Source organism: Clostridium sp. AM42-4, assembly GCF_003480105.1.
In the GTDB taxonomy this organism is placed as follows: domain Bacteria; phylum Bacillota; class Clostridia; order Lachnospirales; family Lachnospiraceae; genus Brotaphodocola.
On sequence record NZ_QUIK01000003.1, the window covers coordinates 191537 to 217275 of the forward strand.

Here is a 25739-nt window from a genome sequence, read left to right on the forward strand (position 1 = left end):
TGCGCAGTCAGTCCGGACATCGGATTTGGCCATTTGTCTGCAGTTCTGACATGGAATCAGATCAGTCTTCCCATGGAAGATTGACGATCGTATATTCATGATGGACTGCCGGGAGAAACTTCTCCAGAATGTCCTTCGTGTAAAGCTTTAAGCTGGAGGTGTTGATGCATGGATGACAGCCCACAAAGGTGTGGTGGTCGATCACATCCTGGTCGATGAGCAGCCGCACACGGTTATTCTTGTCATTCATCAGCCCTAGCACGCTGACAGAACCCGGCGTGATATTCAGAAATTCCTCCATGAATTCTGAGCTTGCAAAGGAAAGGCGGGCGCTTCCAATCTGTTTGGAAAGCTTCGCCGTCTTAAACTTCTTGTGGCCCGGCATCATGAGCATGTAAAAATCGGTTTTCTGGGTATTGCAGAGAAACAGGTTCTTGCAGATCTCAATGTCCAGCCGGACATCCACGTCATGGCAGGCGTCAATGGTGGCGGTGGCATCGTGATCCAGCCGCCAGTAAGGAATCTGGAGCTCATCTAACAGGTCATAGGTGCGGATCTCCTTCTCCAGCCGCCCGGTGCAGTCCGCCGGACGTCCGGTGTAGAGAACCGGATCCATATAAAAAGAATCCTCGCCGGTGTGTAACGCACCGGCTTGTGTGTTGTTATCGGATGTATGGGACATAAGGGTTCCTCCTGAAGGTATGTAATATAAGTAACTAATTGGAATTAATTATAAATATTTTAGAGAAAAAAGCAAGGGGCTTGAGTACTGTGAAACAGGATAGAAATGTAAAAAAAGAAAATTGGAAGAAAAAACCGGCTGCCGGAAAGCAGGGACGGAGTCTGGATGATAAATTTGAAGAGTGGGTTGGAGAGAAACAGGTGAAAAAGGCCGGAAAATCTTCTGAGCAGAAAACAGACCAGAAAGAGGCTTGGAGCCGGGCTAGGAAGAAAGATGGCAAGGATGCAGATCAGAAATCAGCGCGGGATTTTGCTTGTGGAAAAGTTGAAAAATTCGGAAAAGCAGATGGAAAGTCCGCGCAGAAGAGTTTCGGAAAATCTGCCCGTAAGGATACTATGAACTTCGGCAAAAAATCAGAACCGAAGCGTGGATTTGTCGATTCCCCGAAATCAGGAAAACTTCAGTCTTCAACAGAAGAGAAAAAGGCACCAAAGAAGAAAGGTCTGTGCCCGGTAGCGCACCGCTGCGGCGGATGCCAGTATCTGGACATGCCATACCCAGAGCAGCTCCAGATGAAGCAGAGCCAGATGCAGAAGCTTCTTGGAAACTACTGCAAAGTACACGGCATCAAAGGCATGGACAATCCGTTCCACTACCGCAACAAGGTACATGCCGTATTCGGCTACCGCAAGGGCGAAGCCATCTCCGGCGTTTACGAAGAGAAAACCCACAACATCGTTCCGGTGGAAACCTGCATGATCGAAGACCAGAAAGCAGACGAGATCATCGGCACCATCCGCGGCATGCTGAAATCCTTCAAAATCCGTACCTACGATGAAGATACCGGTTACGGACTCTTACGCCATGTTCTGATCCGCCGCGGCTTCACCAGCGGCCAGATCATGGTGGTACTGGTCACCGCATCTCCGGTATTCCCGTCCAAGAACAACTTCGTCAAGGCCCTGCGCCAGAAACACCCGGAGATCACCACCATTGTCCAGAACATCAACAACCGCGGCACCAGCATGGTACTGGGGGATAAAGAACATGTTCTGTTCGGCAAAGGCTACATTGAAGACGAACTGTGCGGCTGCAAATTCCGCATCTCCCCGAAATCCTTCTACCAGGTCAACCCGGTCCAGACCGAGTACCTGTACGGCAAAGCTATTGAACTGGCTGGCCTGACCGGCAACGAGCGCGTACTGGATGCCTACTGCGGAATCGGAACCATCGGCATCATCGCCGCATCCAAGGCAAAAGAAGTCATCGGCGTAGAACTGAACGCCGACGCTGTCCGCGATGCCGTTCAGAACGCAAAATGCAACGATGTCAAAAACATCCGCTTCTACTGCAACGATGCAACCGAATTCATGATGCAGATGGCTGCCTCCGGCGACACCGTAGACGTAGTCCTCATGGATCCGCCAAGAGCCGGAAGTACCGAGGCGTTTATTAAGGCGGTGGCAGCTGTGAAGGCGAAGACCGTGATTTATGTGTCCTGTGGCCCGGATACGCTGGCGAGAGATCTGGGCGTGTTTAAGAAGATGGGGTATCAGGCTGAAGGGGCTTGGCCGGTGGACATGTTTCCGGAGACCGGGCACGTGGAAACTATTGTTAGACTTACCCGCATAAAATAAGGGTTTGTGGGCTTTCTGGACGACCACGAAAGCCCATTTGACTACGATTTGACAACGCTTTTTTGAGATGTTGTCAAAGACTGGCAGCTTTTTCAAAGATTTCTACGCTGCGTTCTGCCATTTTTTCGGTGGCATGAGTGTAGACCTGCAAGGTGGTGTTGATATCAGCATGTCCCAGGCGCATCTGGACATCCTTGATATCAGCACCATTTTCTATTAGCATGGTGGCATGAGTGTGACGGAGGGAATGGTAGTCGAATGCCAATTTCAGTTCGTGGTGGATCACCCGCGAACAGTATTTGAAAGAGTCGGTGCTGACATATTCCCCATTTTCCCGGCAGCATAATAAATCAATGCGTTGCAATGTGCAATCAATGCTGTGTTCTACCGGGATGATCCGGTAAATGGTATTCCCCTTTTCGTCTTTTTCTGGTTTCAGATAATGATCTGTGTAATATTCTCCATAGAGCAGACGATTCTTTTTCTGCTCGATCTGAGCGTGTTTCAGAGCCTTATACAAGGCATCTCCGAATTTAATGGTACGGACGGATGACTCCGTTTTTGGTGTTCCGAAATACCATGCAGATTTTTCTTCTTTCTTTCCCTTTTGTTCCATTACTTTTCTGACATCAACCCCATAGTTGCGTTTTACCACGGATTTCGTAACGGATAAGGTGCGGTTTTCGAAGTCAATGTCACTCCAGCACAGTGCAAAGGTCTCACTGATCCGCAGGCCTGTATAATATCCGATCATAAGCGGCAGATAGAAAGGCGTGCTGCTTGGAAAGCGCTCCAGAATTTTTTTAAAGTCTTCCGGAGGGATGATGACGCGCTCCTTTGGCTGTTTTTCGAATTTTGGAATTTTTGCCCTGGTGCAGGGGTTTTCTTTAACATACTGCAAAGGTTCAATCGCGTATTCATACGCAGCTGACAGCACGGATAAAATGCCAACCACAGAAGATCGTGCTAAGCCATTGAGTTTTAGCTGGTTCACATATTCCTGCACGGAAGCGGTGCTAAGCGACTTCAAGCGGTACTGACCGAACTGCGGCTTCAGCCGGTTTTCGATAATAGACAGATAGCCAAGCTGCGTATTGTATTTTAAATTCGTTTTGCAATAATTATCAAACCAGTAATCCAGATAGTCGGACACGCTGAGCTCAGACGGTGTGAATGACTGGCCGGAAGAATTATATTCATTCATTGCTGCAGTGCCGGCCGTCAGAGCCTCAGCCTTGGTACGGAATCCACCCTTCGAGATAGATTTCCGTTTTCCGTTCACCGGTGCAGCTTCAAAGCTGTATTGCCAGGTTGATCCGCGTTTCCTTGTTCTTAATTGTCCCATATATCATTCTCCTTTCGTGTGGGTGTTGCGATGTCGCAACGGTAAAAATGGGTATAAAAATACGCCCCTTGCCAGAGCGCTTCGGAGATGATATAATTTGTGTGCAATCAATTATTATTCTTTCCGGAGCAATCTGGTAAGAGATATGTAAAGCCGTTCGGTATTGGCGTACCGGGCGGTTTTGCATTTTATGAGATTAGATTAATTATTCTAAATGAGAAATTGCATAATCAGCTTCTTCTGCGGTGAATTTTTCACCGGCGTCTGAAGTCAACTGGCTGCGGATAGCTTCTGGAGACATTGCCATAGTATCCTGATAGTTCTTTGCAGTTGCAAGAGCGTTTTCATTCCAATCAGCTTTGACATTATCAACAGCGTACTGGGCTTCTTCTTCCGTAAATTTTTCTCCTGCATCAGATACAAGTTGATCATACAATCTGGCCTTAGACATATGCATGGTGTCGTTGTAGTTCTGAGCGTTGGCCAGTGCATTGGCGTTCCAGTCTGCATCTACATTGTCAATAGCGTACTGAGCTGCCTCTGCAGAAAACTTTTCACCATATTCAGAAGTCAGTTGATCATATAATCTGGCTTTGGACATGTGCATGGTATCCGAATATGTGCCAGCTTTCTTTAAAGCTGATTTGTACTCAGTTGGAACATTTGCCTCTGGAGCAGTGGTTTTAGCAACAGATTCTGCAACGGTGGTAGCTTCGGCAGTGGTTTCAGAAGTTGCAACTGCAGAGGCCGCTTCAGTTGGGGCAGCAGTGGTTTCTGTGGAAGAGCCGCCTCCTGCGAAGCATGAACCTAATACTCCGATTGCTACAACAACGCCTATAGCAACCAGACAGCCGCTGCCGCCCTGTTTTTTACGACACTGTGGGCACACTTTTGCATCGAAGGGAATTTCTGTTTTGCAATATTTACAGATCTTGGTTGTAGGCTTTTCTTTTTTCATATTCGATTCCTCTTTTTGTCTATGATAGAGTTGCTTAGTGAATATTTAATGTAACAGTTTGGCACTTGGGATTACTCCAATTCCAAAGTTCTTTAATCTGGATTGTTAAAGCGCTCATATCTTTTATTTTATAAGCCTTTCCAACTGGAAGGGTTGTTCCTTGTGTGATTTTTTTACTATAATTGTCTAAGCTATTATCTTTGTTGTTGTAAGAAAGCCATGTGGTATCACACTCGACGCCGTTCTGGTATACAGTAATGCCATAATCAGCAAGGTATGCACCCTGAGGCTCAGATTGTTTGTTAGTGAAATTATAATATAGCACCACACAGAGATCTCCGTTATAATCAAGTTCTGTTTTCCATCCAGTATAGGTAATCCTGGAATCTTCAATGTCAAAATCGAACAGGGGTGCAGCAATAAGCGAGCCATCGCTTCCGACCTGTTTCCCGTCAGGAGTTGTGGTGTCATGGAGCATATAGCCGTTTGCATCAAAATAGTACTGTTTTCCGCCAATCTCCTGCCAGGTGTTGGTGGAATAACTGCCGTCATCGTTTTGATACCACCAACCATTAGTGTCTTGCTTCCATTCTCCGGCAAAAGAAGTCATAGAAAAAGCAGCAGACGCAATTCCAGCAGCGAGTAATAATTTTACTTTCTTCATACCCAGTTCCTCTTTTCTTTTGATTTTTATTAAAACGCCATAGGCTATTTTAATCGCAGTTGAATTAATTCTTTTTCGTATCCCAATAAATGAGATATTTGATCTACAGTATATTCTTCGTAATCAGCAAGTATATCATCTCCAACAAGAAGTGACATCGCAAAGTAGTTAGCCTCGATTTCATAGCGTTGGGTGTTGAATTGCGTTCGTGTGTCCATAAAAATGGCATTTGCGCTTTTATGCAAGAACATGTGACCGAGTTCATGCGCACAAACGAAACGTTGTACATGCTTCGGAAGATTCTCATCTATATAGATAATATTATTCCGCTGAAAATATTGGTAAAAGCCGCGAACGCCGACCAGCGGAGCATAAACAACGATAACATTTAATCCGCGGATGATTTCAAAGGGATCTCTGCTTCTGTGCTTTCGTGCCAGAGCATTGGCCCTTTTCTTTATATCCATAAGCTAATCCTTTTTGTATTTTTTAGGTGTGTACTTTTCCTTGTTCTTTTTCTTCGCCATTTCCATGCCAATCTGCATAGCAGAAAGAATTGATTCTATCGCTTCAGGACTGGCAGGATCGCCGTCAAACATTAGTCCGTCCTGTGTGAGCAGTTGTTCGCGTGTTTGATTTAAAATCTTCTCAATATCTTTTTCATCTTTTGCGGTAAGTGTGTTAAATCCTTCGGCTGCATTCTCGCCAGTAGTTAAATAATCCAATGATATGCCAAGAAAATCGGCGATTTTTTGCAGCTTTTCGATACTCGGTTTGTTTTTATTGAATTTATTAATGGAACTTCTAGCAAATCCTAGCTCTTGCTCAAGTTTATTGACCGAATATCCTTTTGCCTTTGCGGCATCTCGTATTTGTTCGTATAATCCCATTCTATTAATACCTCAAAATTTTGCGCAATTAATTATTGACATACGCAAAATCTTGTGTATAATAAAAATATGAGTTGCGCAAGATTTTGCGAAATGCGTTGTTTTCCAGTTAGTTGTTGGCACTTCTGATTGTAGAATATTTTACGCATAAAGTCAATATATAATTCTCAAAATTTTGCGCAATCATTATAGGAAAGAAGGTGAGAACATGCTTTACGATAACATTAAGAAAATTTGCGAAAAGAAAGGCATTACCATTATGCAGTTGGAACAGGCTTTGGAATTTCCCAGAAGTTACATTTGCAAATGGAATAACAATGAACCTGGTATTCGCAAAGTCCAGAAAGTAGCCGATTATCTCGGTGTCGCAATCGAGGACCTGCTGGAATAGGAGAAGAGGTAAGAGACGTGTGGCGTATTAAAGAGTTTTTTCTTGAATATGGAGTTCCTGCTGTGATGGGGCTTCTTGGTTCGTTCGTTGGGATGGCGATAGCGCACTGGTTAGGAGTAATGTAAGCAACGTGCTTATTACAGCGAGGACAATCGGGACAATGATGTGGCTTACAACATATTCGGTATCAAACCATTGTTTACTTTCAACGATAGAAGAACCGAGCGAATCCATAGAAAACAAGGTTTCATCTGTGATAGGAATCGGATTGCCGAGATTGTTCTGATGCCCACCAACTTGAATCAGATAGTGATGATATACAAGGCTTTCAATGGATTCATGTAAATTTTGGTATTTTGAAAATTTTCGTTTTAAAGATTTGTAAGATACTGTTTTGTGTTTGTAGACATATTTCAGTAGTTTGGTTTCGGCTTTGTTAATGATCATAGTGGAATCCTCCTTATTCAAGAGATTATACCACGCAATGATTACATTCGGAAAAGAAATCGAGGACCTGCTGGAATAAGAGAGGAGGCGAGCAGAGTGGTAAGAGCATACGAACCGTTATACACGGTAAAAGAGGCAGCGAAGATACTGCGAGTTAATACGTCCGCAGTATACAGACTGCTGAATGAAAAGCAGCTTATCGGGTTGCGTCTCGGATCAATCAAGATCCGCGGTGCTGACCTGGAGAAATTTATCGAACAGTATCCGGCATATGAACCGGGGGAAGGAGGTTGCGATGACGAAGCTTAATTTTATCCAGGCTCAGCACCCGCAGGCACTCAGCTATGCGGTCGTGCAGAGTGACCCGGTGACAGAACCGGCGGAAGAACCGGCGCCGGAGAAGCCATTATCTGACCGGCTGGGAGATCTTGCTGTGGATGTGATGGTTGTAGCTGCAGCGTTCTGCGGCGCGACCGGTTTTATGTTCTGGTTGTTTATTATTCTAGCATTGGCGTAGGAGGGAGGTGAGGACATGGTAGAGGTTACGTTTAATCGTGAGTTGACAGAGATTAGCGATTGCGTTCTGGCCATCACTGGCGGCAGAGTTGACAGTAAGCTGGAGGGCACATTTTATGCCTACGGTGAGACAGATGATGCCGCTTTGAAGCGGATGACCGTCAGATTTGTAAAGACTGCAGTCTGTCAGACGATTGATCCGGCGGAGCAGATGGGCGCTTATGAGGAGCTTCGTGCGATGATTGATGCCGAGATCAAGCGCCTGAAAAAAGAAACCCCGGAAGCTGCAACTTCCAGGGAATCAAGTAAATAAAAAATGAATTTACAGCCTCATTATAAGCGAGGCGCGGAGGAAAAACAAGATGAAACTTTATGAGTTATGTGATTGATGATGCTGGTTATATCATGACGCATTTGTTTATGTCACAGCACCGCAACAAAAAGGGCAACGCGTCGTTTGAAATGTATGACGATATCGCGGATGCAATGTATGGACTTGTGAAGCGGATCAAGACGGATGTGACGGATCCGGACAAAATTGTATACATCATGTTCCACGAAGACACGGACGATTTTGGCATTTCCAGACTTAGAACGATCGGCAAGCAGCTTGATCGTAAGGTTTGCTTGGAGGGAATGGTTACAATCTGCATCCGGTGCATGAGCGAAAATGGAAATCATTTCTTTCGTGCGGTTACAGATGGTTCCGATATTACAAAGACCCCGGAGGATATGTTCGAGGCACCAGAAATTGAAAACAACCTGAAACTGGTTGATGATACCATCCGCGATTTTTACGGATGGGAGAAATATAAATCCAAGGAGGACAAGCAGTCATGATTAAGAAACCGGCAGGATACGATGAGGTAGCAGCTTATACAGGAGAGTTCCAGCAGCTGCCGAAGGGAAAATATGTGTGTGTGATTAAGCAGGTGACCACCCAGGAATCCAAGAATGGTAATCTGCAGTTTGTTTTGCTGTACGATATCGCAAAGGGCGAGTACAAGGACTTCTACAAAAAGATGTTTGAGAGTGATAAGGCGCAGAACCCGATGGGAGCGAAGTGGCGCGGAGTCTTCAAACAGAACATGGAGGGCAAGGGCCTTTCCTGGTTTAAGGGTATTATCACATCCATTGAGCGTTCCAATAATTTTACTTTCCAGTGGGACGTGAACGACAACGAGAAGCAGATGGTCGGAAAGGAGTTTGGTGGTATTTTCCGCCGCCGTCAGTACGAGGCAGCCAACGGTAACCGCCCATTTGTAACGGAACTGTTCCAGGTTCGCAGCGTGACAGGTCTGGCCGAGGCAGAGGTGCCGGAGGATGAAGTTTTACAGGATCCGCCTGTAGGCCAGACAACTCCGGTTAACCATGGCACTCCATCTGCTGTAGGGGATGGCTTTGTAGATATTCCGGAGGGAGCAGGCGATGAAGGAATCCCGTTCATGTGATCCGGAGCTTTATAGCAAAGTAAAAGATGCAGTGAGTATGCAGCAGGCCGTAGAATACTGCGGCCTGCATGTTTTAAACGGGAAATGTCTCTGTCCGTTCCATCACGATACCCGGCCATCCATGAAGATATATCCGAATGGGAAAGGGTATTACTGCTTCTCCTGCGGTGCTGGCGGTGATCAGATTAAGTTTGTAGCCGGTTATTTTGGCATTGGCAATTATGAGGCGGCTAAGCAGCTTGCAACAGCGTTCCAGATTCCAATCCAGAAACCGGTGACGTACCGGGAGAAGCGCGAAGCAGATAAACGAAACCGTTTAAAACGCGAATTACGCGATTTTATGTATTATGCAAGGAAATGGCTGGTTGTGTATCGCGGACTGCTCTGTGAGGCAATCAGAGAGCGCAGCGAGCATTTCTATGAGGCACTTGGAAATATTACCTATGTGGAATATCTGATTGACTGTCTGGATCAGTGCCCGGAACAACTATACTCAGACAGGAAGGCGGTGAGTGAAATTGGAAAAGTCGAACGAAGAGTTAGCGACTGGTATATCAAAATTGGAGAAGATGGATCCATTTCCAGATGAAGTATTCTACCGGATTTTTGAGATTGATGACAACGTGGAGCGCCAGAAATACATTGAGGCGCTGCGGAACGCAGCAAAGACCATAAAACGTGCCTTGGAGTTTAACAACCTGTTAAAACAGTTCCAGCTTGATTATATCCAGCGTATGCGCCAGACCGGGAAGAAGACGGCTTTTACCGATCAGCCGCTGGAGCTTAACTGCGCAGAGTGGACTGCAAACGATATGGGCGTGAAAACAGTCCGGTATGACAAAAACATGCAGCAGGTCCCGGTTGTTGCCTGCAGCCATCCGATCATGCCGGTTGAGATCCTGAAGAACGTGGATACATCAGAAGAACGTATCACACTGGCTTATTTTAAATCTGCGTCCTGGCAGCGGATTACAGTTGACCGGTCTGTTTGCGCCAATACCAATAAGATTGTGGACGTGCTGTCACAGTACGGCATCGAAGTGACATCGGACAACGCAAAGAGTCTGGTGCGTTATATCAGTGACTGCGTGGGGTATAATCCGGCGGCACTGGAGCCAAAGAAGTCTATCAACCGCCTTGGATGGGTCGGTGCAGCGTTTACTCCATATGAAAAGGATATCCGCTACGAGGGCGGGATGGATTACGAAGCAATCTTCAAAAATGTGTCCGAGAAGGGCGATTTCGAGTCCTGGAAGGCTCTTTGCAGCGACCTGCGGAAGAATCTGCCATTGCGTATGATGATGGCTGCAAGCTTTGCTTCCGTGCTTCTGGAGCCGCTTAAAGTGCTTCCGTTTGTGCTGCATCTGTGGGGCACGACCGGCACAGGAAAAACAGTGGCGTTGATGGTGGCCATGTCCATTTGGGGCAATCCAAGGATGGGCGGTCTGGTCAAGACCATGAACATGACAAAGAATGCCATCATGCGAAACGCAGCGTTTCTCTGCAGCATTCCGTTTGCAGGTGACGAGCTGCAGACCATAAAAGATAAATGGCAGGGAAATTTCGACCAGCTGATCTACCAGATCACAGAGGGTGTGGACCGTGGCCGTGCGAAGGCATACGGCGGTGTGGAAGATACAAAGACCTGGAAGAACAGTTTTATCTTCACAGGTGAGGAGCCGATCACAAAGGTGAATTCGGGTGGCGGTTCCAAGAACCGTGTCATTGAAATTGCGATTGATGGTCCGCTGGTGGCGGATGGCCATTATGTGAGCAGCATGGTACAGGAGAATTATGGCTTTGCAGGGAAAAAATTCATCGAGTACATACAGGAGACAGAAGCCTGCAAGATCATGGACCGGTACCGGGAAATCTTTGAGACGCTTTGCCAGCTGGATACTACAGATAAACAGGCAATGGCTATGGCCTGCATGCTGCTGGCAGATGAAATTGCAGTAAAGATCTTTTTTACGGCGGAGCAGCCGCTGCAGATTGTCCAGGTGAAGCAATATCTGCAGAGTACGCGTGATGTAGATATTGCAGAACGCGCGTATCAGCAGGTGTTAAACTGGGCGGCAAAGTACCAGGTTCGTTTTGAAGATCCGAAAGCAGAGAATTCTCTGAATAAAGGCGAGGTCTGGGGGAAGATTGACGACGGGAAACTGATTGTGAACCGAGATGTGCTTTTAAGCTTCTTAGATCAGAATGGATTCGATTATACAGCCGTGAGTCGGAAGTGGGCAGAAAAAGGGTATCTGGTGCGCAATTCGCAAGGGAAAATGGTGCATCAGACGAAGGTATATGGAATCAAATCAAGCTATATCAAATTCAATCTGCCGGAGGATGATGATGCAACGGATAAGGACGGATTCATGCAGGTTGAGAAATATGAGCAGGAAACATTACCTTTCGATTAAAAGGTCTTACCTACTTCTTAAAAGGTAAGACCTTGGTAAGACCCTAGAAGCCGCATAAATATTGGCTTTTTTAGTAAGGTCTTACCTGTCTTACCAGTCTTACCTGTTATATAGTCTCGTGACGCGAGGGGGAAAACGTCATTATTTTTTTCTCTTATAAAAATATAGACTTATTATCCGGGTTTTTAGGTAAGACAGTAAGACCCTAAGTAAAATAAGGGCTTGCGGGCATTTTCTAGGTAAGATTCTGGAAAGACATTTCTGGAAAATGGTAAGACCGCAGCGATGAGGAGATGAAAACGATGAAAACGAGCAATAAATCAGCCGGTACGAAATTCGAGAGAGAATTTGCCGAACGGCTGGCAGCAGAAGGCTTCTGGGTGCACCGCTTCCAGGATAATAAAAACGGTCAGCCGTGCGATGTGGTTGCGGCAAGAAACGGGGAAGCGTACCTGGTTGATTGCAAGGACTGCCAGAAAGATGTGTTCGAGCTGAGAAGAGTGGAGGAGAACCAGTACAATGCAATGCTGCTTTTCCACATGACAGGAAACAGCCGCGGGATGTTTGCGGTACGCTTCCAGGGAGCCCCGGTTTATCTGGTAGACTTCCAGGTGTTGAAGCATTTGAAAAACGAAGGTCGGAAAGGGATTCCCAAAAGTGCAATGCCTACATACGGCAGAACACTGGAGAGCTGGCTGGACGAATTGAACGTAACGAGGGCAGGTGATAACAATGGTCGTGGAGATTGGGTCTGAAATCCACATCCGGGATGCATCAAAAGAATTAAATGATTGGGCGCAGGAAAACATGATCATTCCTAATCCACAATACCGGGAGCGGGAACGCCGCGGGCTCTGGATTGGAAACACACCGAAATACTTATGGTTGTACCGGATTGATGGCTCTGATCTGATTCTTCCTACGGGAGTGGGAAAACAGGTGCGGCAGTTCCTTTCAGAAAACGACAGGATAAGCGTGCATTTGGCCGATAACGGGCTTTTAAGCTATCAGGGCAACGTTCCCTTGTACGACTATCAAGAAACGGCTGTGGAGGCTATGCGGCACGCTAGCTGCGGAATCCTGCAGAGCCCGTGCGGGTCTGGAAAAACACAAATGGGGATTGCACTGGCGGCAATATTGAGCCGGAAGGTTTTGTGGGTTACTCACACGCAGGATCTCCTGGTGCAATCAAGAGCCAGGGCGGAGCAGTATTTTCCGCCGGAAACCCTTGGCGCGATCACGGCGGGAAAGGTTCAGATCGGCAGTCACATGACCTTTGCAACGGTCCAGACTCTTTGTAAGCTGGATCTGGAGCGGTACCAGAAGACATGGGATGTGATCATAGTGGATGAATGCCATCGGCTGGCCGGATCACCTACGCAGGTAACTATGTTTTACAAGGTCATGAACAGTCTGGCGGCAAGACACAAATATGGGCTGTCAGCAACCGTGCATCGGTCAGACGGCATGATAAAAAGCACATTTGCAGTGCTGGGGCCGGTCATTTACAAAGTGCCGGACGCAGCTGTGGCAGACAAGACCATGAAGGTGCGGATATGCCGGCGAGATACCGGGACAGAGATCAGCCGTGGATGTCTGGATACGGACGGAACACTAAACTATAACGATCTGCTTGCATACCTGGGGGAAAACCAGAAGAGAAATGAGTTGATCGTGAAGGATCTGGTAAACCAGACTGGGCATTCCTGCCTTATCCTGGCAAGCAGACTGGAGCAGCTGCGCAACATCCGAAGCCTGCTGCCGGAAGAATTAAAAGCGGTGTCTGCCATGATCGACGGAAGCATGACAAGCAAGCGGGCCAAGGCAGAGCGCGAGGCAGCCATTGAGGAAATGCGGACCGGGGAGAAGAAAATCCTATTTGCTTCGTTCGGTCTGGCGAAAGAAGGGCTGGACATCCCATGCCTGGATCGGTTGTTTCTGGTATCACCGCAGAAAGACTATGCAGTGGTTACGCAGTCAATCGGCCGGATAGCAAGAAAGGCTGAGGGAAAGACAGATGCTGTGTGCTATGACTATGTGGATGCCATCCAGTTCTGTGAAAACCAGTTCAAGCGGCGCAAGACTCATTATAGAAAGGCAGGCTGTATTTTATGACAAGAATCGAGGAGCAGGCGGCGCTTGCAAAAGGTGTGTGGTGCGATTCCTACAATTTTTACTTGAAGTATCATGGACGGCCTTTAGAGCCTGGATTCTGGGAAGCCGCCACGAAAGACTTTGGTGAGATCATGAGAAAATATAAAGGCGCAACGGTTTGCGGCAGGATGATGCTGGCAGCGTTTAGCTTGTTGGAGGAGGAAAAGAAATAGTGGAAAGATTAACGCATAAAAGAGCAAATGAAATCAAAAGCGGGTACTGGTCTCCGAATAAAAAAGATGAGTTGGTGCAGCGGCTGGCAGAGTATGAGAATACGGGGATGGAGCCGGAGTGCATGAAAAAGAATGAGTGGATTCCGGTGGCTGAGAAGCTGCCGGAGACAGCAGATTATGTGCTTGTATCATTCAAAAACTTTTCTCTCACGGCTATTGGCCGGTACGAGGTAAATGATGAGGGTGATGGTGCATGGTATCTGCAAGGTTGCGACGATGGAGACACATGCTGCAGTGCTGGATTATTTGTTAATGCATGGATGCCGCTGCCGGAGGCATACAAGGAGGAATTGGAATGAAAAACGGTGTTTTTGCAGTAGGTGTGGATCCGAGCAATAAGCCAGACACACATCATGAGTTTACGGTTACGGTCGATTTTTATGAGCCGATGATCCACGATCAGGCGCGTATTTGGCTGCATGGTGCGCTGGCGAAGCTGGCAGAGGCGGAGTTTGAGGTCGAGGATAATTAAGATTTGGAGGAGGGTGTCATGAGAAAAATATTTTGTGATATCTGTGGAAAAGAAATTGATCCGTGCAATGAGACTTGGAGACAGCAGTTGCAGGCAAATGGAGGAAATCCAAGGATATCATTTAACGAAAGTTTGGGCGAAATCTGTGAAGGATGTGCCACGAAAATTCATTGTTGTGTGTCGATGATGAAATTGCATGATTGGGAACCAGATTTTCATGAATTGGATGAAAATTAAGATTTGGAGGTAGAGATTGTGGACGAAATTTACAGAGTTGTACGCTATATAAGATCATGCAGAAAAGCAGAAATTGATTGTACAGTTACAATCGATAAAAAGGAAACGCATTTGATACTAAACGCACTGTCCAAACAGATCCCTATGAAGGTAAATGAGATACATGTCGATGAATATGTTTGCCCGGCATGTGGTGCAGAAAACCTTAATGGAGATTTTAAGAAGATATGCTATCACTTCTGCCCGATGTGTGGACAGGCAATTTATCAAGAAGATTGAGATTTGGAGGAACATTATGGAAACAGAACAGATGATTAAAAGATTGAGATATTTAGCAGAGGAGCATAAAAACGATAAAGTATGGACCTGCCAGACACGATGGAGTGATTTATGCAGCGATGTTGCTGATCGTCTGGAAGAGCAGACTGCAGGTCTTAAAAATACATTCGAGATGCCTGTAGAAATCGGCGGCTGTGTTTGGAAATCGGACGATCCGTACGAGCCGTATTTTGTTATCGGGTACCGTATCGGCAGGATGTTTGATGAAGATGAGGAAGATTACGAAGAGGATTATCCAGAACTGGAGTGGTATATCCAGCTCACATCAGACTGGGGAGACGTGTCAACACCGGTATCGGATATTGGACGCGACTTTTTTATCACACAGGATGAGGCTTTGCAGGCACACAGGATGAGGCTTTGCAGGCGCGAGAAGATTCGGAGGAAATGAAAAGATGCCAATAAACATGACAGACTATAGAATGATATTAAGAGGCAGAGTGTACAATGTATTGCAAATTGTGCTTGTGACCAGATTTGAAGATGGAGACGATGCGCCAACAGTGAAGTATATCGAAGCGGTATACATTGACGAAGACGGAAGTATAAAAATTCTGCGCGATGAACCTCAGTACTTCCAGTTTTTGAGAAGAGTGGAAGCAAAGCAGAAAGAAAGCTAAACTGAAATTAAGATTTGGAGGAGAAGATGATGATTGTAATTTTTGTATCCGGTGATGTGAAAGAAGAATTTGAATACCCGGATGACACACCAGATGAAGATATTGATTACGATTACCAGTTGTGGAATGTTAATCAGGGAAATGGGTGGAATAAAGAAAACTGAAATTTGGAGGTGCCAATGTATAAGAACAAAGAGGGCTATCCGGATCCGACCGCAGGCCGGGCAGTCCGGAAGGCAGACAAGCCACCGGAAGAAGTTAGAGATTTCCGGCGGTTGCTGAATATCATTTGCCGGATGAGTGGAATCCGGATCCTTGGCAAGGTAACGGTAGTTGATAAGAGAGGCAGGCGGTGGTAGGTGGCAGAACTTTGGAATAAGAGAGAGGGGTGAATCCATTGGACAAGCAGATATTAAAAGACTACATAGATGCCTGCGCTCAAGTCAAGGAGACGAAGGAGCAGATTCGGAAGCTCCGCAAGGCCCGGAAGCAGATGGTGGCAGACACAAGCAAAGGATCGGCCCATGAGTTTCCATACACGGCGCAAACGTATCATCTGGAAGGGCTGGCGTATCCGACCGTGAGAGATCCGGGCGAGCTGGATCGTTTGGAAGAGACGCTTGTTGAGCGGCTGCAGACTGCTGAGCGGATCAAGAGAGATGTGGAAGCGTGGATGAATACGATTTCCATGCGGATGCAGCGGATTATCCGGTACAGGATTTTTGAGGAACTGGCATGGAGTGATGTCGCGATACGAATGGGACGTAAGGCAACAGCGGACGGCGTGCGAATGGAATATACGAGGTTTATGGGAGAAAAATAAAGTTTGTTCATTCTGTTCGCACTGTTCGTTTTCAAAGTGTTATAGTGTAGCATGAAGCCAAAGGCGTATAGCTTGCGGCTTCTGATTACACATTTTACCTTTTTCTCCTCATGTGGATGTTCTCGCCAGGTGTCACAGCTTGGCGGTGGATTTGGTTGGCAGTCACCACACAAAAAACTGCAGCACGGCCCATACACCCGGCCGTGCTTAATGGGACGTAGCTCAGTTGGCAGATCATCTGGCTTATATCCAGCGTGTCGAGGGTTCGAGTCCTTCCGTCCCGATTTGGCGGTTGCCTATGCTGGGTGACGTGCCTGAGTCCGTGATATCAGATAGCGGATATATGACATACTGGTAATAGTCGGTACATCTGATAATACCCTTTCTGGAGCGCCTGTCGGAAGATGGGTGCTTTTCTTTTGTCAAAAATTGAGGTATGATAAAAGAAAAAATGTATGGGGGATTACAAATGGCAAATATTATTGCAATTGTCTGGGATTTTGATAAAACTCTGGTTGATGGATATATGCAAGATCCTATTTTTGAGCATTATAATGTTAACGCGCATGATTTCTGGAAGGAAGTAAATGCACTACCCAAAAAGTATATGGATGAGCAAGGAGTATTGGTAAATCCGGATACAATTTATTTGAACCAATTTATCAAATATGCGAAATCCGGAAAATTTAAGGGTCTTACAAACGAAAAGTTAAAAGAGTTTGGTTCGAAACTGAAATTTTATAATGGGATTCCCGAAATTTTTCAGAAAACAAAGGATTTGATAGAAAATAATCCAATATATAAAGAATACGATATTAAAGTTGAACATTACATAGTAAGCACGGGAATGTCTCAAATTATAAGAGGATCTTCGGTGATGCCATATGTGGAAAACATATGGGGGTGTGAATTGATTGAAGGTCAAGATGATCAAGGTGACCCGTGTATTTCTGAAATAGGGTTTACGATTGACAATACCACTAAAACGAGAGCATTGTTTGAAATTAATAAAGGCGTAAATAGTAAAGACGGACGCGAAGGTGTTAAGGTGAATACAAAAATTCCTGAGGAATTGCGAAGAGTTCATTTTATAAACATGATTTATGTTGCTGATGGTCCAAGTGATATCCCAGCCTTTTCTGTTGTTAATAAAAATGCTGGAGCTACGTTTGCTATTTATCCAAAGGGTGATATGAAAGCAATGAAGCAGGTTGAACAGATGCGAGTAGAAGGGCGAATTAACATGTATGCTGAAGCAGATTACACAGAAGATACGACAGCATATATGTGGATATGCGCTAAAATAACAGAGTTTGCAGAAAGAATACGAAATGAAGAAAAACAAAAGATTGCAAAATATGCTGCATTTGACGGACCAAAGCATATAATTTGATAATACAGAAGGGCCACCCCGTGTGGCTCTTTTATTATACCCAAAAACAGAAAGCGAGGTGAGTCCGGATGACCGAAAAACAGAAGATTTTTGCAGATGAATACCTGATCGACCTGAATGCCACCCGGGCTTACAAGGTCGCATATCCACGGGTTAAAAATGATGAGGTGGCTGCGGCTGCAGCTGCCAGATTGTTAAGGAATGTTAAGGTTGCGGCTTATATCTCAGAGCGCATGCAGGATCGCCAGAAGCGCACAGAGATCACCCAGGACAGAGTGATTGAGGAGCTTGCGGCCATTGCCTTTGCCAGAGCCACAGACTTTGCGCAGATCATTAACGGTAACGTGGTACTGACAGACACAAAAGAGCTGTCCGAGGATCAGATCAGGGCCATTGCCGGGATTAAAGAGGGCAAGTTCGGTATCGAATTAAAGCTGAATGACAAGGAGAAGGCTCTGGAGCTTCTGGGCCGTCATCTTGGCATGTTTAAGGATAAGGTTGAGGTGTCCGGTCTGGCATCTGAGCAGAGTAAGCTGGATGATCTGATTCAGCAAATGCGAGGTGGTGGATAGTGAGCGCGGAACGCCTGTTACTGTCAGAAAAATATAAAGCCTTTCTTCGGTGCGATGCTCCGGTTGAATTCCTAGAGGGCACGACTGCTGCCGGAAAGACTACGGTGGGGCTATTTAAGTTTATGCTTAAAGTTGCTGAGTCATCGAAAAAGCTGCATATCATCGCGGCAAAAGATACAGGTACCGCCGAGAAGAACATCATCAACAAGGACCTTGGAATCGTGGATGATTTTGGGGTCCTTGTTGAGTATAACGGCAACGGTACCAAGGACGATAAGATACCGCACATCCTTTTCCACGCATCCGGCGGTGACAAGGTTATTTATGTCATGGGTTACGGTGACAAGAAAAAGTGGCAGAAGGCCCTTGGTGGTCAGTACGGTTGCCTGTATATTGATGAGATTAACACCGCGGACATTGACTTTGTCCGTGAGGCTGCCATGAGATGCGACTACTTAATGGCTACACTCAATCCAGACGATCCGTCACTGGATGTGTACAAAGAGTACATCAACTGCAGCAGGCCGCTTCCAGAATGGGAGCAGGAGACACCGCAGGAAATTAAAGATGAACTGAAAGAAGAGCCAAAGCCTGGCTGGGTGCATTGGTTCTTTTCTTTTGTGCATAACCTGGGACTTCCGAAAGAAAAACTGGATAAGATCCTGGCAAACACTCCGAAAGGAACAAAGATCTGGAAGAACAAGATCCTGGGGCTGCGTGGTAAGGCAACCGGCCTGGTGTTTCCAAACTTTGACCGGAAAAAGCATGTTGTTACTGCGGCATGGGTGAGATCAGAGGTGAAGGCAGAACGGATTTGCTGGAAGAAGTTCACAGCGGGACTTGATACAGCTTACTCTTCCAAGTCTCCAGACACCATTGCGATGATCTTCCAGGGTATCACAACGGATCGGCGGCTATTCACATTGGCCGAAAAGGTTTACAACAATGCGGATCTGGAAAACCCCATTGCGCCGAGCGATACAGCTGTGAAGCTAATTGCATTTCTGGAGCACTGCAGAAAGGAATGGGGCTTTGCCAAGGATGTTTATGTAGATAATGCAGACCAGGCAACAATCACAGAGCTACGCAAGTACAAGCGGCTGCACAGCTGTTTGTATAACTTTTGGGACGCCTATAAAAAGCTGGGGATTCTGGACCGCATCAAGCTGCAGCTTGGCTGGATCCAGCAGGACTGCTATCTGGTGGTAGATGATTGCACGGAGCATCTGGCTGAGCTTGATAAGTAGGGTAGGTTATACTGAGGATAGTTTAAAGGCGTTTTGCGATGAAATACGTGCGGCTGGCGTAGAAATGGAGGTGTTATGATTGATTACGTACGATGATGTGTGCAGAAAGCTTGGATTTGATCCTATGACATCAGAGGAATATAACAACGAGCAATTTCTTATCGAAGATGATAATTATACAGATCCGATAGAAACCTTATCAGATGAAGAACTTAATGTCTTAATAAAGCATATAAAAGCAAGTGCTTAATACCACCAGTCAGCAGGCCGGTGGTATTTTTATACCCATTTTAAGTGTTGCGATGTCGCAACAGGAAGGAGAACAAATGAAGTACAGGAAGAAACCAGTGGTAATTGACGCATTCCAGTGGACTGGAGCAGGAAGATGATTCTGAATGGATTCTTGAGGCTATCAAAAATAAGACGGCATGGTTTAAAAACGGCGGGACACCGGATGTGAAATTCATGATTCAGACATTGGAGGGAGTGCATGAAGCCAGTGTCGGGGATTATATTATTCGTGGCATTGCCGGGGAAATTTATCCGTGTAAGCCTGATATCTTCAGAGCTACGTATGAGCCGCTGAATAATTAAGATGTAAGCACGCAGAAATGCGTGTTATTTTTATGCCCAAACGCGAGCACGGCACTAAACTCTGCGCGGCCGGTGACACCGATGACAATGGATAGCAGTAAGAGTGACACTCTCAAAATGGAAAGGAGGCCATTATCATGGCAGAAGGAAATCAGAACCAGGGACAGCAGGGCACAGAACAGCAGAATCAGCAGACAGGAGCAGCAGGGGCATCGGCGGCACAGCAGAATCAGAGCAATCAGCAGGGCGCAGCCCCGGCGATTGACTACGGAAAGATTCAGCAGATGCTTGATGGCACCCTGGAAGCCAAGGAAAACACTGCACTGAAAGCCTATTTCAAGCAGCAGGGACTCAGCCAGGACGAGGTTGAGCAGGCCATTGCAGTCTTTAAGCAGCTGAAGGCGGCCAATACTCCGGATGTTGGCGCTATGCAGGCGCAGGTAACACAGGCGCAGACAGCAGCACAGCAGGCGCAGATCAACAGTGCGGCAACTATGGCGGCGGTATCCCTTGGTATTAGCGCCAATACTATCCCGTATGTGATCAAGTTGGCTGATTTCAGTCAGGTAGTAGGTCAGGACGAAAAAATCAATGAAGAGACATTAAAAGCGGCGCTGAATAAGGTGCTGGAGGATGTGCCGGGGCTGAAACCGCAGGCAGCAGGTACTACCGGATTTGTCCAGGTAGGGGCTGCAAGCAGCAACGCTGGGGCCGGACAGGCCCAGCAGGCAACACAGACACAGGCAAGCGTACCAACGAAGCGTTGGAATCGCTGGAACTAAAAGAAAGGATAAGGTGATAATATGGCTTTAAACTATGCACAGGTATGGGAACCGGAATTATTAGAGATTCTCATGCAGGGAACTTTAACTTCCCCGTTTGTAACCAGTAACGTGAAATGGCTGGATGCGAAGACTTTCCACTTCACTCAGATGTCCACTTCCGGATATAAGAACCACAGCAGAAATGGTGGCTGGAACAAGGGTAATTACACCCAGAAGGATGTGCCGTTTACCCTGACCCATGACCGCGATGTATCTTTCCTGGTGGATAAGGCAGATGTGGATGAAACCAATGCAACCGTATCGATCCAGAACATCTCGAAGACCTTTGAGATGACTCAGGTAGTGCCGGAGACGGATGCTCTGTTCTTCTCCAAGGTTGCACAGGCAGCCCAGAAAGAGGAGGGGTACCATTCTTCGACTGCGGCTTCCGACTACACTAAAGCAAAGGTATTCGGTATGCTGAAAGGCATCCTGGCAAAGGGCAAGCTGAGAAGATACAAGGCAAACGGCAGCCTGATCATGTATGTATCCAGCGCTATCATGGATGCTCTGGAGCAGTCTACCGAGTTTACCCGCAAGATTGAGATGACTCAGATCGCGGAGGGCGGAATGGGAATCGAAACCCGTGTGACCGACATCGACGGTGTGCCGATCATGGAGGTTGTGGATGATGAGCGCTTTTATGATGCTTTTGAGTGGGAGCCGGAAGATGGCGGTTTTGCACCTCTTAAAAAGGTTACAGACGGTACTCCGGTAACCGGTGCTCACAAGATCAATGTGCTTGTAGCCTGCGGTCAGACCTGCAAGATCGTACCGAAGATCTCCAGCATCTATTATTTCGACCCGGGCGCTCACACCGAGGGTGACGGCTACCTGTACCAGAACCGTTCTCTGTCTGATGTTTTCGTCTTCCCGAACGGCCGTGACGGTAAGGTGGACAGTGTATACGTTGATGTGGATACCACGGAGTATACCGGCGAGTGATCGGAGGTGATCTTATGGCCTACGAGCCATATGTAACACCGGAATATTACCAGAAAGAATATGGCGGCGGCATCGTGCCGGAAGAAGATCTTAAAAAGGCGCTCCGGCAGGCCTGCCGCCACATCGATTCCCTGACCTACAATCGGATTGTGGGCCGGGGATTTTCTGCATTGACGGAGTTCCAACAGGACATCATTCGGGAAGTGGCTTGCCAGCAGGCGGACTTTGAAACCGAGAATGCAGATGAGATCAACACGATCCTACAGAGTTACAGCATCAATGGCGTGTCGGCCCAGTTCGGTAGCTCCTGGAATGTTTTTACAGATAAGGGAGTTGCGATGAAACGGGACGTGTATGCTATGTTGTGTCAGACCGGGCTGTGCTGCCGTTTAGCGAGGTGAGGCTATGAAATATCCATGTTTGGTACCGAAAAGGCTCTGTAAGACGCCTGTCCATGTACACCTGGAGTCTGAGGAGCTGAGCAACCTGGGAGAACCGCTGTATATGTACGATGATGACCTGATGTGCAACTTCCAGGACAGAGCAAAGACAATCCTGACTGCAGAGAAAAAGCTGGTCCAGATCACCGGCACAGCACTTTTCTCGGGAGATATTGCACCGGATATGCCGTCTTTAAGTGGTGGCACACTGACGGTCTTCGGACAGGAGCGCCGGATTGAACAGGGGTGCAAGAACCGGAATCCGGATGGAACGGTAAACTTCTGCAGCCTGGAGGTGGTCTGATGCAGGTAAGCTCAACAGTAAAGCTGAATATGCCGCGGATTAAGCAGCTGACACAGGCGGCGGTGACGGCTTTGGAATTGACTGGAGAAGCTTTACATACAGAAGTTATCCAGGCTCAGGTATTCCCATTTGATACCGGTCATTTACAGGAAGATGCAACCTTTGTGGATTACAGCAGGGCAAATGACGGCATGGTAACGCTTGTTTCCAGCACACCTTACGCTCGCCGGTTGTACTACCATCCGGAGTATCATTTTCAGACCAAAGAAAACCCAAACGCAATGGGTATGTGGTACGAAGATTGGCTGTCTGGCGGAAAGAATGCTGGCGATGCGGCAAAGGCGTTCAAACAGTTTTACAAGCGGTAGCAAAGGCTGCCGATAAAGCCGGATCAGCAGCGAGCGGTGCCGGCGGGGCGGCCAAGAAAGCAGCCAAGGACATGAAAGGCGTGTCCACGGGAATTGATGAGTTGAATATCATCAATCCTGCAGATAGTTCTGGAAGAAGCGGATCTGGTGGTGGAGCATCCGGCGGTGGATACGAAGCTGATGATTTTGACATGGGATCACTTCCGGACGGAACCGAAGAAGTGGATAAACGTCTGCAAGGGATCATTGATAAGCTCAATGAGCTAAAATCTTCCCTCGTAAAAGGATTCTGGGATGGCCTGGGCGATACTGCAGTATTTGATGATATCCAGAAGCACATTGACGGGATCAGAATCAGTCTTATAGATATCGTAACTGATTCTGACATACAAAAAGCAGCCGAAGAGTTTGCGAATACATTTGCGTATAACCTGGGGCGTGTATCTGGCTCGGTTGCATCTATTGGCCTGACCATTGCTGATAATCTGCTTGGCGGCATTGATCTTTATCTGCAGCAGAATGCGGAGCGAATTAAGGATTACCTCATTTCCATGTTTAACATTGGTGGTGAGATCTCGCGGATTGCAGGAGATTTTTCTTCTGCGGTGGCAGATATTTTTTCTGTGTTCCGGAGTGATTCTGCAAAGCAGATTACGGCGGATATCATTGGTATTTTCAGTTCTTCGTTCCAGGGAGTTACGGAGCTTGGCGGAAAGTTTGCGAGGGATATCCTGCAACTGATTACGAAGCCGATTACGGATAATGCCGATCAGATTAAGCAGCGTGTCCAGGGATTGCTGGATGAACTGCAGCCATGGTTTGATAAGCTGAAAAAACTGGTAGATGGTCTGTGGGACGGTCTTAATACGGCTTATGATACGGTTGCGAAGCCCGTATTTGATGCGTTTACGACTGCATTATCGGCTGTTGTTGATTGGCTTACAAAATCGCAGGAAAACTTTGATATAGCTGTAGGATCGGTCACTGCATTTTTTGCTGCCTGGGAAGTTATAAAGCTTGGCGAATTTATCATTAATGCTGGCAGTGCCGTGAGTATGCTTTCTGGATTGGCAGCTGGCTTTGCGGCGAACACAGCAGCTGTCGTTGCCCATGCCGGTGCATTGCTGGCCGATAAGCTGGAGACTGCGGCAATTGTTGCATTGTATGCTAAGGATTTTGTGGTAAATCTGGCGCTTGGAACAGCAGCTCTTGTGAAGCAGGCCGCGCAGTTTGCTGTTAACACAGCTGCAAAGATTGCAGATACTGCAGCGCAGACTGCACAGACGGCAGCGGCAGAGTTATGGTGTGCGGCCAACAATTCTGTCCTTGTAGAACTTATTCAGCAGGTGGCTCAGTTTGCAGCCAGTACCGCCGCCAAAATAGCGGATACTGCGGCGCAGGTAGCCATGACGGCGGCAACTGTGGCCTGGAATGCTGTATGTGCAATAGCAACAGCGGTAACAACGGCATTGGGGGCAGCTATTGCCTTTCTTACCAGTCCGATAGGCCTGGTTATCATTGCTATTACCGCATTGATTTCGGCTGGTGTCCTACTGTATCAGCACTGGGATACGGTCAGAGAATATGCGGCTGTGATCTGGGATGCAATTCGGGAGCTGATCAGCACTGCTATTGATGCAGTGAAGGAGTTTGTTTCTGATACGCTGGATGTTATCAAGGCAAAATGGGAAGCAATCTGGAATAGTATCAGGACATTTGCTCAGTCTGTTTGGAATGCAATAAAGACAGTAGTACAGACGGCCATTGAGATGGTAAAGACCATTATCATCACAGTGATGGATGTGCTAACTACGCAATGGCAGCTTAAATGGAATCTCATTAAAGCATTTGTCGCTGCACTGTGGGAAGCTATCAGATTGCTGGCCAGTGGAAACTTTGAAGCAATCCGTGATAAACTTTCTGAAATCTGGGATTCTGTGAAAGCCACTATCGAAGAAAAATGGACTGGAATCAAAGAGTGGTTTGCACAGATATGGCAGAATATCAAGGATATCTTTAAGCCGGATGAGATGCTTGAGATTGGTAAAGGTATCATGAACAAGCTCTGGGACGGCATGAACGAGATCTGGAAGGATATAAAAAAATGGCTGAGTGATGCGGCTGATTTTGTTGGTAGCGCTTTCAATTCTGTAATTGATAAGGCCAAGAGCACCTTCAAAAAAGCCCAGAAAGAAGCCGAAGAAGATGACGAAGACGACGGTGGTGGCGTAACATCGAATGGAACGGTGACAGTCGGTAGCGGAAAATCTTCATCATCTGGCGGTCCTGGTGTAAAGGGACATGCTTCTGGCGGTTTCCCTGCATCTGGTCAAATGTTCGTAGCACGCGAGAACGGTATTCCGGAGATGGTCGGCAGTTGGGGCGGACGTGCTGCAGTAGCGAATAACCAGCAGATTACCCAGGGCATCACTCATGCCGTTCAGAGTGGCATGAGATCCTGTATGGCTCCGTTAGTATCCAAGGTGGCAGCCATTGCACAGAATGCAGCACCGCCGCTGACAACAGTGGGTAGCGCAAGCAAGCCATATTATGCGGATGCTCAGATGCTTCAGAACCTGGCTGATCGGGCTATGGGTCTTGATACTACGAGCATGAGTGAACAGTATCTTGTGATGATGGTGGATCTGCTGAAACAGATTATTGAGTTGATTGAAAATATGGACTTGACTGTCAATATCGATATCAGAGAAATCAAAAAGAAACTGACGGATCTGGAAAAACGATCCGGTTACACTTTGAAGACAACGTAAGGAGG

39 protein-coding genes and 1 tRNA gene are annotated in these 25739 nt (G+C 46.8%); 33 read left to right on the top strand and 7 right to left on the bottom strand.

Annotated features, from left to right (window positions below):
• Positions 1–61: 61 nt before the first annotated feature.
• The gene (locus DW922_RS03645; RefSeq protein WP_347560261.1) at positions 62–616 is read right to left on the bottom strand and encodes a prolyl-tRNA synthetase associated domain-containing protein; all 555 of its coding nucleotides are present in this window, start codon (positions 614–616) and stop codon (positions 62–64) included.
• 461 nt (positions 617–1077) lie between these two features.
• On the opposite strand from DW922_RS03645, the gene rlmD reads away from it, so the two are divergent.
• Entirely contained in the window at positions 1078–2319 is a 1242-nt protein-coding gene (gene rlmD, locus DW922_RS03650; protein ID WP_118725901.1) for a 23S rRNA (uracil(1939)-C(5))-methyltransferase RlmD, read from the top strand.
• A 73-nt stretch (positions 2320–2392) separates the two neighbouring features.
• On the opposite strand, the gene DW922_RS03655 is transcribed toward rlmD, so the two are convergent.
• The 5 genes from DW922_RS03655 to DW922_RS03675 all read right to left on the bottom strand — a co-directional run bounded on the left by DW922_RS03655 (position 2393) and on the right by DW922_RS03675 (position 6176).
• On the bottom strand, positions 2393–3664 hold the full coding sequence (locus DW922_RS03655; protein ID WP_118725819.1) for a site-specific integrase: 1272 nt from the start codon (positions 3662–3664) through the stop codon (positions 2393–2395).
• Between the two features lie 205 nt (positions 3665–3869).
• Entirely contained in the window at positions 3870–4622 is a 753-nt protein-coding gene (locus tag DW922_RS03660) for an Ltp family lipoprotein (RefSeq protein WP_118725820.1), read from the bottom strand.
• 34 nt (positions 4623–4656) lie between these two features.
• The gene (locus tag DW922_RS03665; protein ID WP_118725821.1) at positions 4657–5286 is read right to left on the bottom strand and encodes a DUF5067 domain-containing protein; all 630 of its coding nucleotides are present in this window, start codon (positions 5284–5286) and stop codon (positions 4657–4659) included.
• A 44-nt stretch (positions 5287–5330) separates the two neighbouring features.
• On the bottom strand, positions 5331–5753 hold the full coding sequence (locus DW922_RS03670; RefSeq protein WP_118725822.1) for an ImmA/IrrE family metallo-endopeptidase: 423 nt from the start codon (positions 5751–5753) through the stop codon (positions 5331–5333).
• A gap of 3 nt (positions 5754–5756) precedes the next feature.
• Positions 5757–6176 (bottom strand): helix-turn-helix transcriptional regulator, encoded by a 420-nt coding sequence (locus tag DW922_RS03675; RefSeq protein ID WP_118725823.1) that lies wholly within the window; start codon positions 6174–6176, stop codon positions 5757–5759.
• Between the two features lie 208 nt (positions 6177–6384).
• On the opposite strand from DW922_RS03675, the gene DW922_RS03680 reads away from it, so the two are divergent.
• Positions 6385–6567 (top strand): helix-turn-helix transcriptional regulator, encoded by a 183-nt coding sequence (locus tag DW922_RS03680; protein WP_118725824.1) that lies wholly within the window; start codon positions 6385–6387, stop codon positions 6565–6567.
• A gap of 27 nt (positions 6568–6594) precedes the next feature.
• Here DW922_RS03680 and DW922_RS03685 read toward each other — a convergent pair whose 3' ends face one another.
• Complete coding sequence (locus DW922_RS03685) at positions 6595–7014, bottom strand: hypothetical protein (RefSeq protein ID WP_118725825.1); 420 nt, start codon at positions 7012–7014, stop codon at positions 6595–6597.
• Between the two features lie 96 nt (positions 7015–7110).
• On the opposite strand from DW922_RS03685, the gene DW922_RS03690 reads away from it, so the two are divergent.
• The 31 genes from DW922_RS03690 (at position 7111) to DW922_RS03820 (ending at position 25734) form a co-directional block, all read left to right on the top strand.
• Entirely contained in the window at positions 7111–7323 is a 213-nt protein-coding gene (locus DW922_RS03690) for a helix-turn-helix domain-containing protein (protein ID WP_118720256.1), read from the top strand.
• Positions 7310–7531, top strand: a complete 222-nt coding sequence (locus DW922_RS03695; protein WP_118725826.1) for a hypothetical protein — start codon at positions 7310–7312, stop codon at positions 7529–7531. The genes DW922_RS03690 and DW922_RS03695 overlap by 14 nt, the downstream gene beginning before the upstream one ends.
• 15 nt (positions 7532–7546) lie before the next feature.
• Positions 7547–7843 carry a hypothetical protein gene (locus DW922_RS03700; protein ID WP_118725827.1) on the top strand — a complete coding sequence of 99 codons (297 nt, stop codon included), beginning with the start codon at positions 7547–7549 and terminating at the stop codon, positions 7841–7843.
• A gap of 59 nt (positions 7844–7902) precedes the next feature.
• Positions 7903–8370 carry a hypothetical protein gene (locus DW922_RS03705; protein WP_118725828.1) on the top strand — a complete coding sequence of 156 codons (468 nt, stop codon included), beginning with the start codon at positions 7903–7905 and terminating at the stop codon, positions 8368–8370.
• Complete coding sequence (locus tag DW922_RS03710; protein WP_118720270.1) at positions 8367–8981, top strand: hypothetical protein; 615 nt, start codon at positions 8367–8369, stop codon at positions 8979–8981. The genes DW922_RS03705 and DW922_RS03710 overlap by 4 nt, the downstream gene beginning before the upstream one ends.
• A complete protein-coding gene (locus DW922_RS03715; protein ID WP_243032005.1) occupies positions 8959–9570 on the top strand; it encodes a CHC2 zinc finger domain-containing protein in 612 nt (203 codons plus the stop codon). Before DW922_RS03710 ends, DW922_RS03715 begins: the two co-directional genes overlap by 23 nt.
• A complete protein-coding gene (locus DW922_RS03720) occupies positions 9551–11398 on the top strand; it encodes a DUF927 domain-containing protein (RefSeq protein ID WP_243032006.1) in 1848 nt (615 codons plus the stop codon). The genes DW922_RS03715 and DW922_RS03720 overlap by 20 nt, the downstream gene beginning before the upstream one ends.
• 302 nt (positions 11399–11700) lie before the next feature.
• Positions 11701–12153, top strand: a complete 453-nt coding sequence (locus DW922_RS03725; RefSeq protein WP_118725829.1) for a Holliday junction resolvase RecU — start codon at positions 11701–11703, stop codon at positions 12151–12153.
• Complete coding sequence (locus tag DW922_RS03730; protein ID WP_118725830.1) at positions 12131–13513, top strand: DEAD/DEAH box helicase; 1383 nt, start codon at positions 12131–12133, stop codon at positions 13511–13513. The genes DW922_RS03725 and DW922_RS03730 overlap by 23 nt, the downstream gene beginning before the upstream one ends.
• On the top strand, positions 13510–13725 hold the full coding sequence (locus tag DW922_RS03735; protein ID WP_118725831.1) for a hypothetical protein: 216 nt from the start codon (positions 13510–13512) through the stop codon (positions 13723–13725). The genes DW922_RS03730 and DW922_RS03735 overlap by 4 nt, the downstream gene beginning before the upstream one ends.
• On the top strand, positions 13725–14084 hold the full coding sequence (locus tag DW922_RS03740) for a DUF551 domain-containing protein (RefSeq protein WP_118725832.1): 360 nt from the start codon (positions 13725–13727) through the stop codon (positions 14082–14084). The genes DW922_RS03735 and DW922_RS03740 overlap by 1 nt, the downstream gene beginning before the upstream one ends.
• Complete coding sequence (locus DW922_RS17425; RefSeq protein ID WP_154106738.1) at positions 14081–14257, top strand: hypothetical protein; 177 nt, start codon at positions 14081–14083, stop codon at positions 14255–14257. Before DW922_RS03740 ends, DW922_RS17425 begins: the two co-directional genes overlap by 4 nt.
• 18 nt (positions 14258–14275) lie before the next feature.
• Entirely contained in the window at positions 14276–14494 is a 219-nt protein-coding gene (locus tag DW922_RS03745; protein ID WP_118725833.1) for a hypothetical protein, read from the top strand.
• An 18-nt stretch (positions 14495–14512) separates the two neighbouring features.
• Positions 14513–14773 carry a hypothetical protein gene (locus tag DW922_RS17370; protein WP_118736078.1) on the top strand — a complete coding sequence of 87 codons (261 nt, stop codon included), beginning with the start codon at positions 14513–14515 and terminating at the stop codon, positions 14771–14773.
• Between the two features lie 16 nt (positions 14774–14789).
• Entirely contained in the window at positions 14790–15224 is a 435-nt protein-coding gene (locus tag DW922_RS17890; RefSeq protein WP_243032007.1) for a hypothetical protein, read from the top strand.
• A gap of 4 nt (positions 15225–15228) precedes the next feature.
• Positions 15229–15453, top strand: a complete 225-nt coding sequence (locus tag DW922_RS03755; RefSeq protein WP_118725834.1) for a hypothetical protein — start codon at positions 15229–15231, stop codon at positions 15451–15453.
• 26 nt (positions 15454–15479) lie between these two features.
• Positions 15480–15617, top strand: a complete 138-nt coding sequence (locus DW922_RS17430; RefSeq protein WP_154106739.1) for a hypothetical protein — start codon at positions 15480–15482, stop codon at positions 15615–15617.
• Positions 15618–15632: 15 nt separating this feature from the next.
• A complete protein-coding gene (locus tag DW922_RS03760) occupies positions 15633–15812 on the top strand; it encodes a hypothetical protein (RefSeq protein WP_118725835.1) in 180 nt (59 codons plus the stop codon).
• A gap of 29 nt (positions 15813–15841) precedes the next feature.
• Positions 15842–16276: an RNA polymerase subunit sigma-70 gene (locus tag DW922_RS03765; RefSeq protein ID WP_347560256.1), complete on the top strand. Its 435-nt coding sequence runs from the start codon at positions 15842–15844 to the stop codon at positions 16274–16276.
• A 211-nt stretch (positions 16277–16487) separates the two neighbouring features.
• Positions 16488–16560, top strand: a tRNA-Ile gene (locus tag DW922_RS03770).
• Between the two features lie 185 nt (positions 16561–16745).
• A complete protein-coding gene (locus DW922_RS03775) occupies positions 16746–17669 on the top strand; it encodes a haloacid dehalogenase-like hydrolase (RefSeq protein ID WP_118725905.1) in 924 nt (307 codons plus the stop codon).
• Positions 17670–17737: 68 nt separating this feature from the next.
• Positions 17738–18241, top strand: coding sequence for a terminase small subunit (locus DW922_RS03780; RefSeq protein ID WP_118725837.1), 504 nt, complete (start codon positions 17738–17740; stop codon positions 18239–18241).
• Positions 18241–19488: a terminase gene (locus DW922_RS03785; protein ID WP_243032008.1), complete on the top strand. Its 1248-nt coding sequence runs from the start codon at positions 18241–18243 to the stop codon at positions 19486–19488. The genes DW922_RS03780 and DW922_RS03785 overlap by 1 nt, the downstream gene beginning before the upstream one ends.
• Positions 19489–19567: 79 nt before the next feature.
• A complete protein-coding gene (locus DW922_RS17435; protein WP_154106740.1) occupies positions 19568–19738 on the top strand; it encodes a hypothetical protein in 171 nt (56 codons plus the stop codon).
• A gap of 104 nt (positions 19739–19842) precedes the next feature.
• Positions 19843–20082 carry a hypothetical protein gene (locus DW922_RS03790; RefSeq protein WP_243032009.1) on the top strand — a complete coding sequence of 80 codons (240 nt, stop codon included), beginning with the start codon at positions 19843–19845 and terminating at the stop codon, positions 20080–20082.
• Positions 20083–20219: 137 nt separating this feature from the next.
• Positions 20220–20864, top strand: a complete 645-nt coding sequence (locus DW922_RS03795) for a hypothetical protein (protein ID WP_243032011.1) — start codon at positions 20220–20222, stop codon at positions 20862–20864.
• Between the two features lie 21 nt (positions 20865–20885).
• Positions 20886–21851, top strand: coding sequence for a phage capsid protein (locus DW922_RS03800; RefSeq protein ID WP_118725838.1), 966 nt, complete (start codon positions 20886–20888; stop codon positions 21849–21851).
• 14 nt (positions 21852–21865) lie between these two features.
• Positions 21866–22252: a hypothetical protein gene (locus DW922_RS03805; RefSeq protein WP_118725839.1), complete on the top strand. Its 387-nt coding sequence runs from the start codon at positions 21866–21868 to the stop codon at positions 22250–22252.
• A gap of 4 nt (positions 22253–22256) precedes the next feature.
• The gene (locus tag DW922_RS03810) at positions 22257–22595 is read left to right on the top strand and encodes a hypothetical protein (protein WP_118725840.1); all 339 of its coding nucleotides are present in this window, start codon (positions 22257–22259) and stop codon (positions 22593–22595) included.
• Positions 22595–22963: a hypothetical protein gene (locus DW922_RS03815; protein WP_118725841.1), complete on the top strand. Its 369-nt coding sequence runs from the start codon at positions 22595–22597 to the stop codon at positions 22961–22963. The genes DW922_RS03810 and DW922_RS03815 overlap by 1 nt, the downstream gene beginning before the upstream one ends.
• Complete coding sequence (locus DW922_RS03820; protein WP_147353356.1) at positions 22897–25734, top strand: hypothetical protein; 2838 nt, start codon at positions 22897–22899, stop codon at positions 25732–25734. Before DW922_RS03815 ends, DW922_RS03820 begins: the two co-directional genes overlap by 67 nt.
• Positions 25735–25739 lie beyond the last annotated feature (5 nt).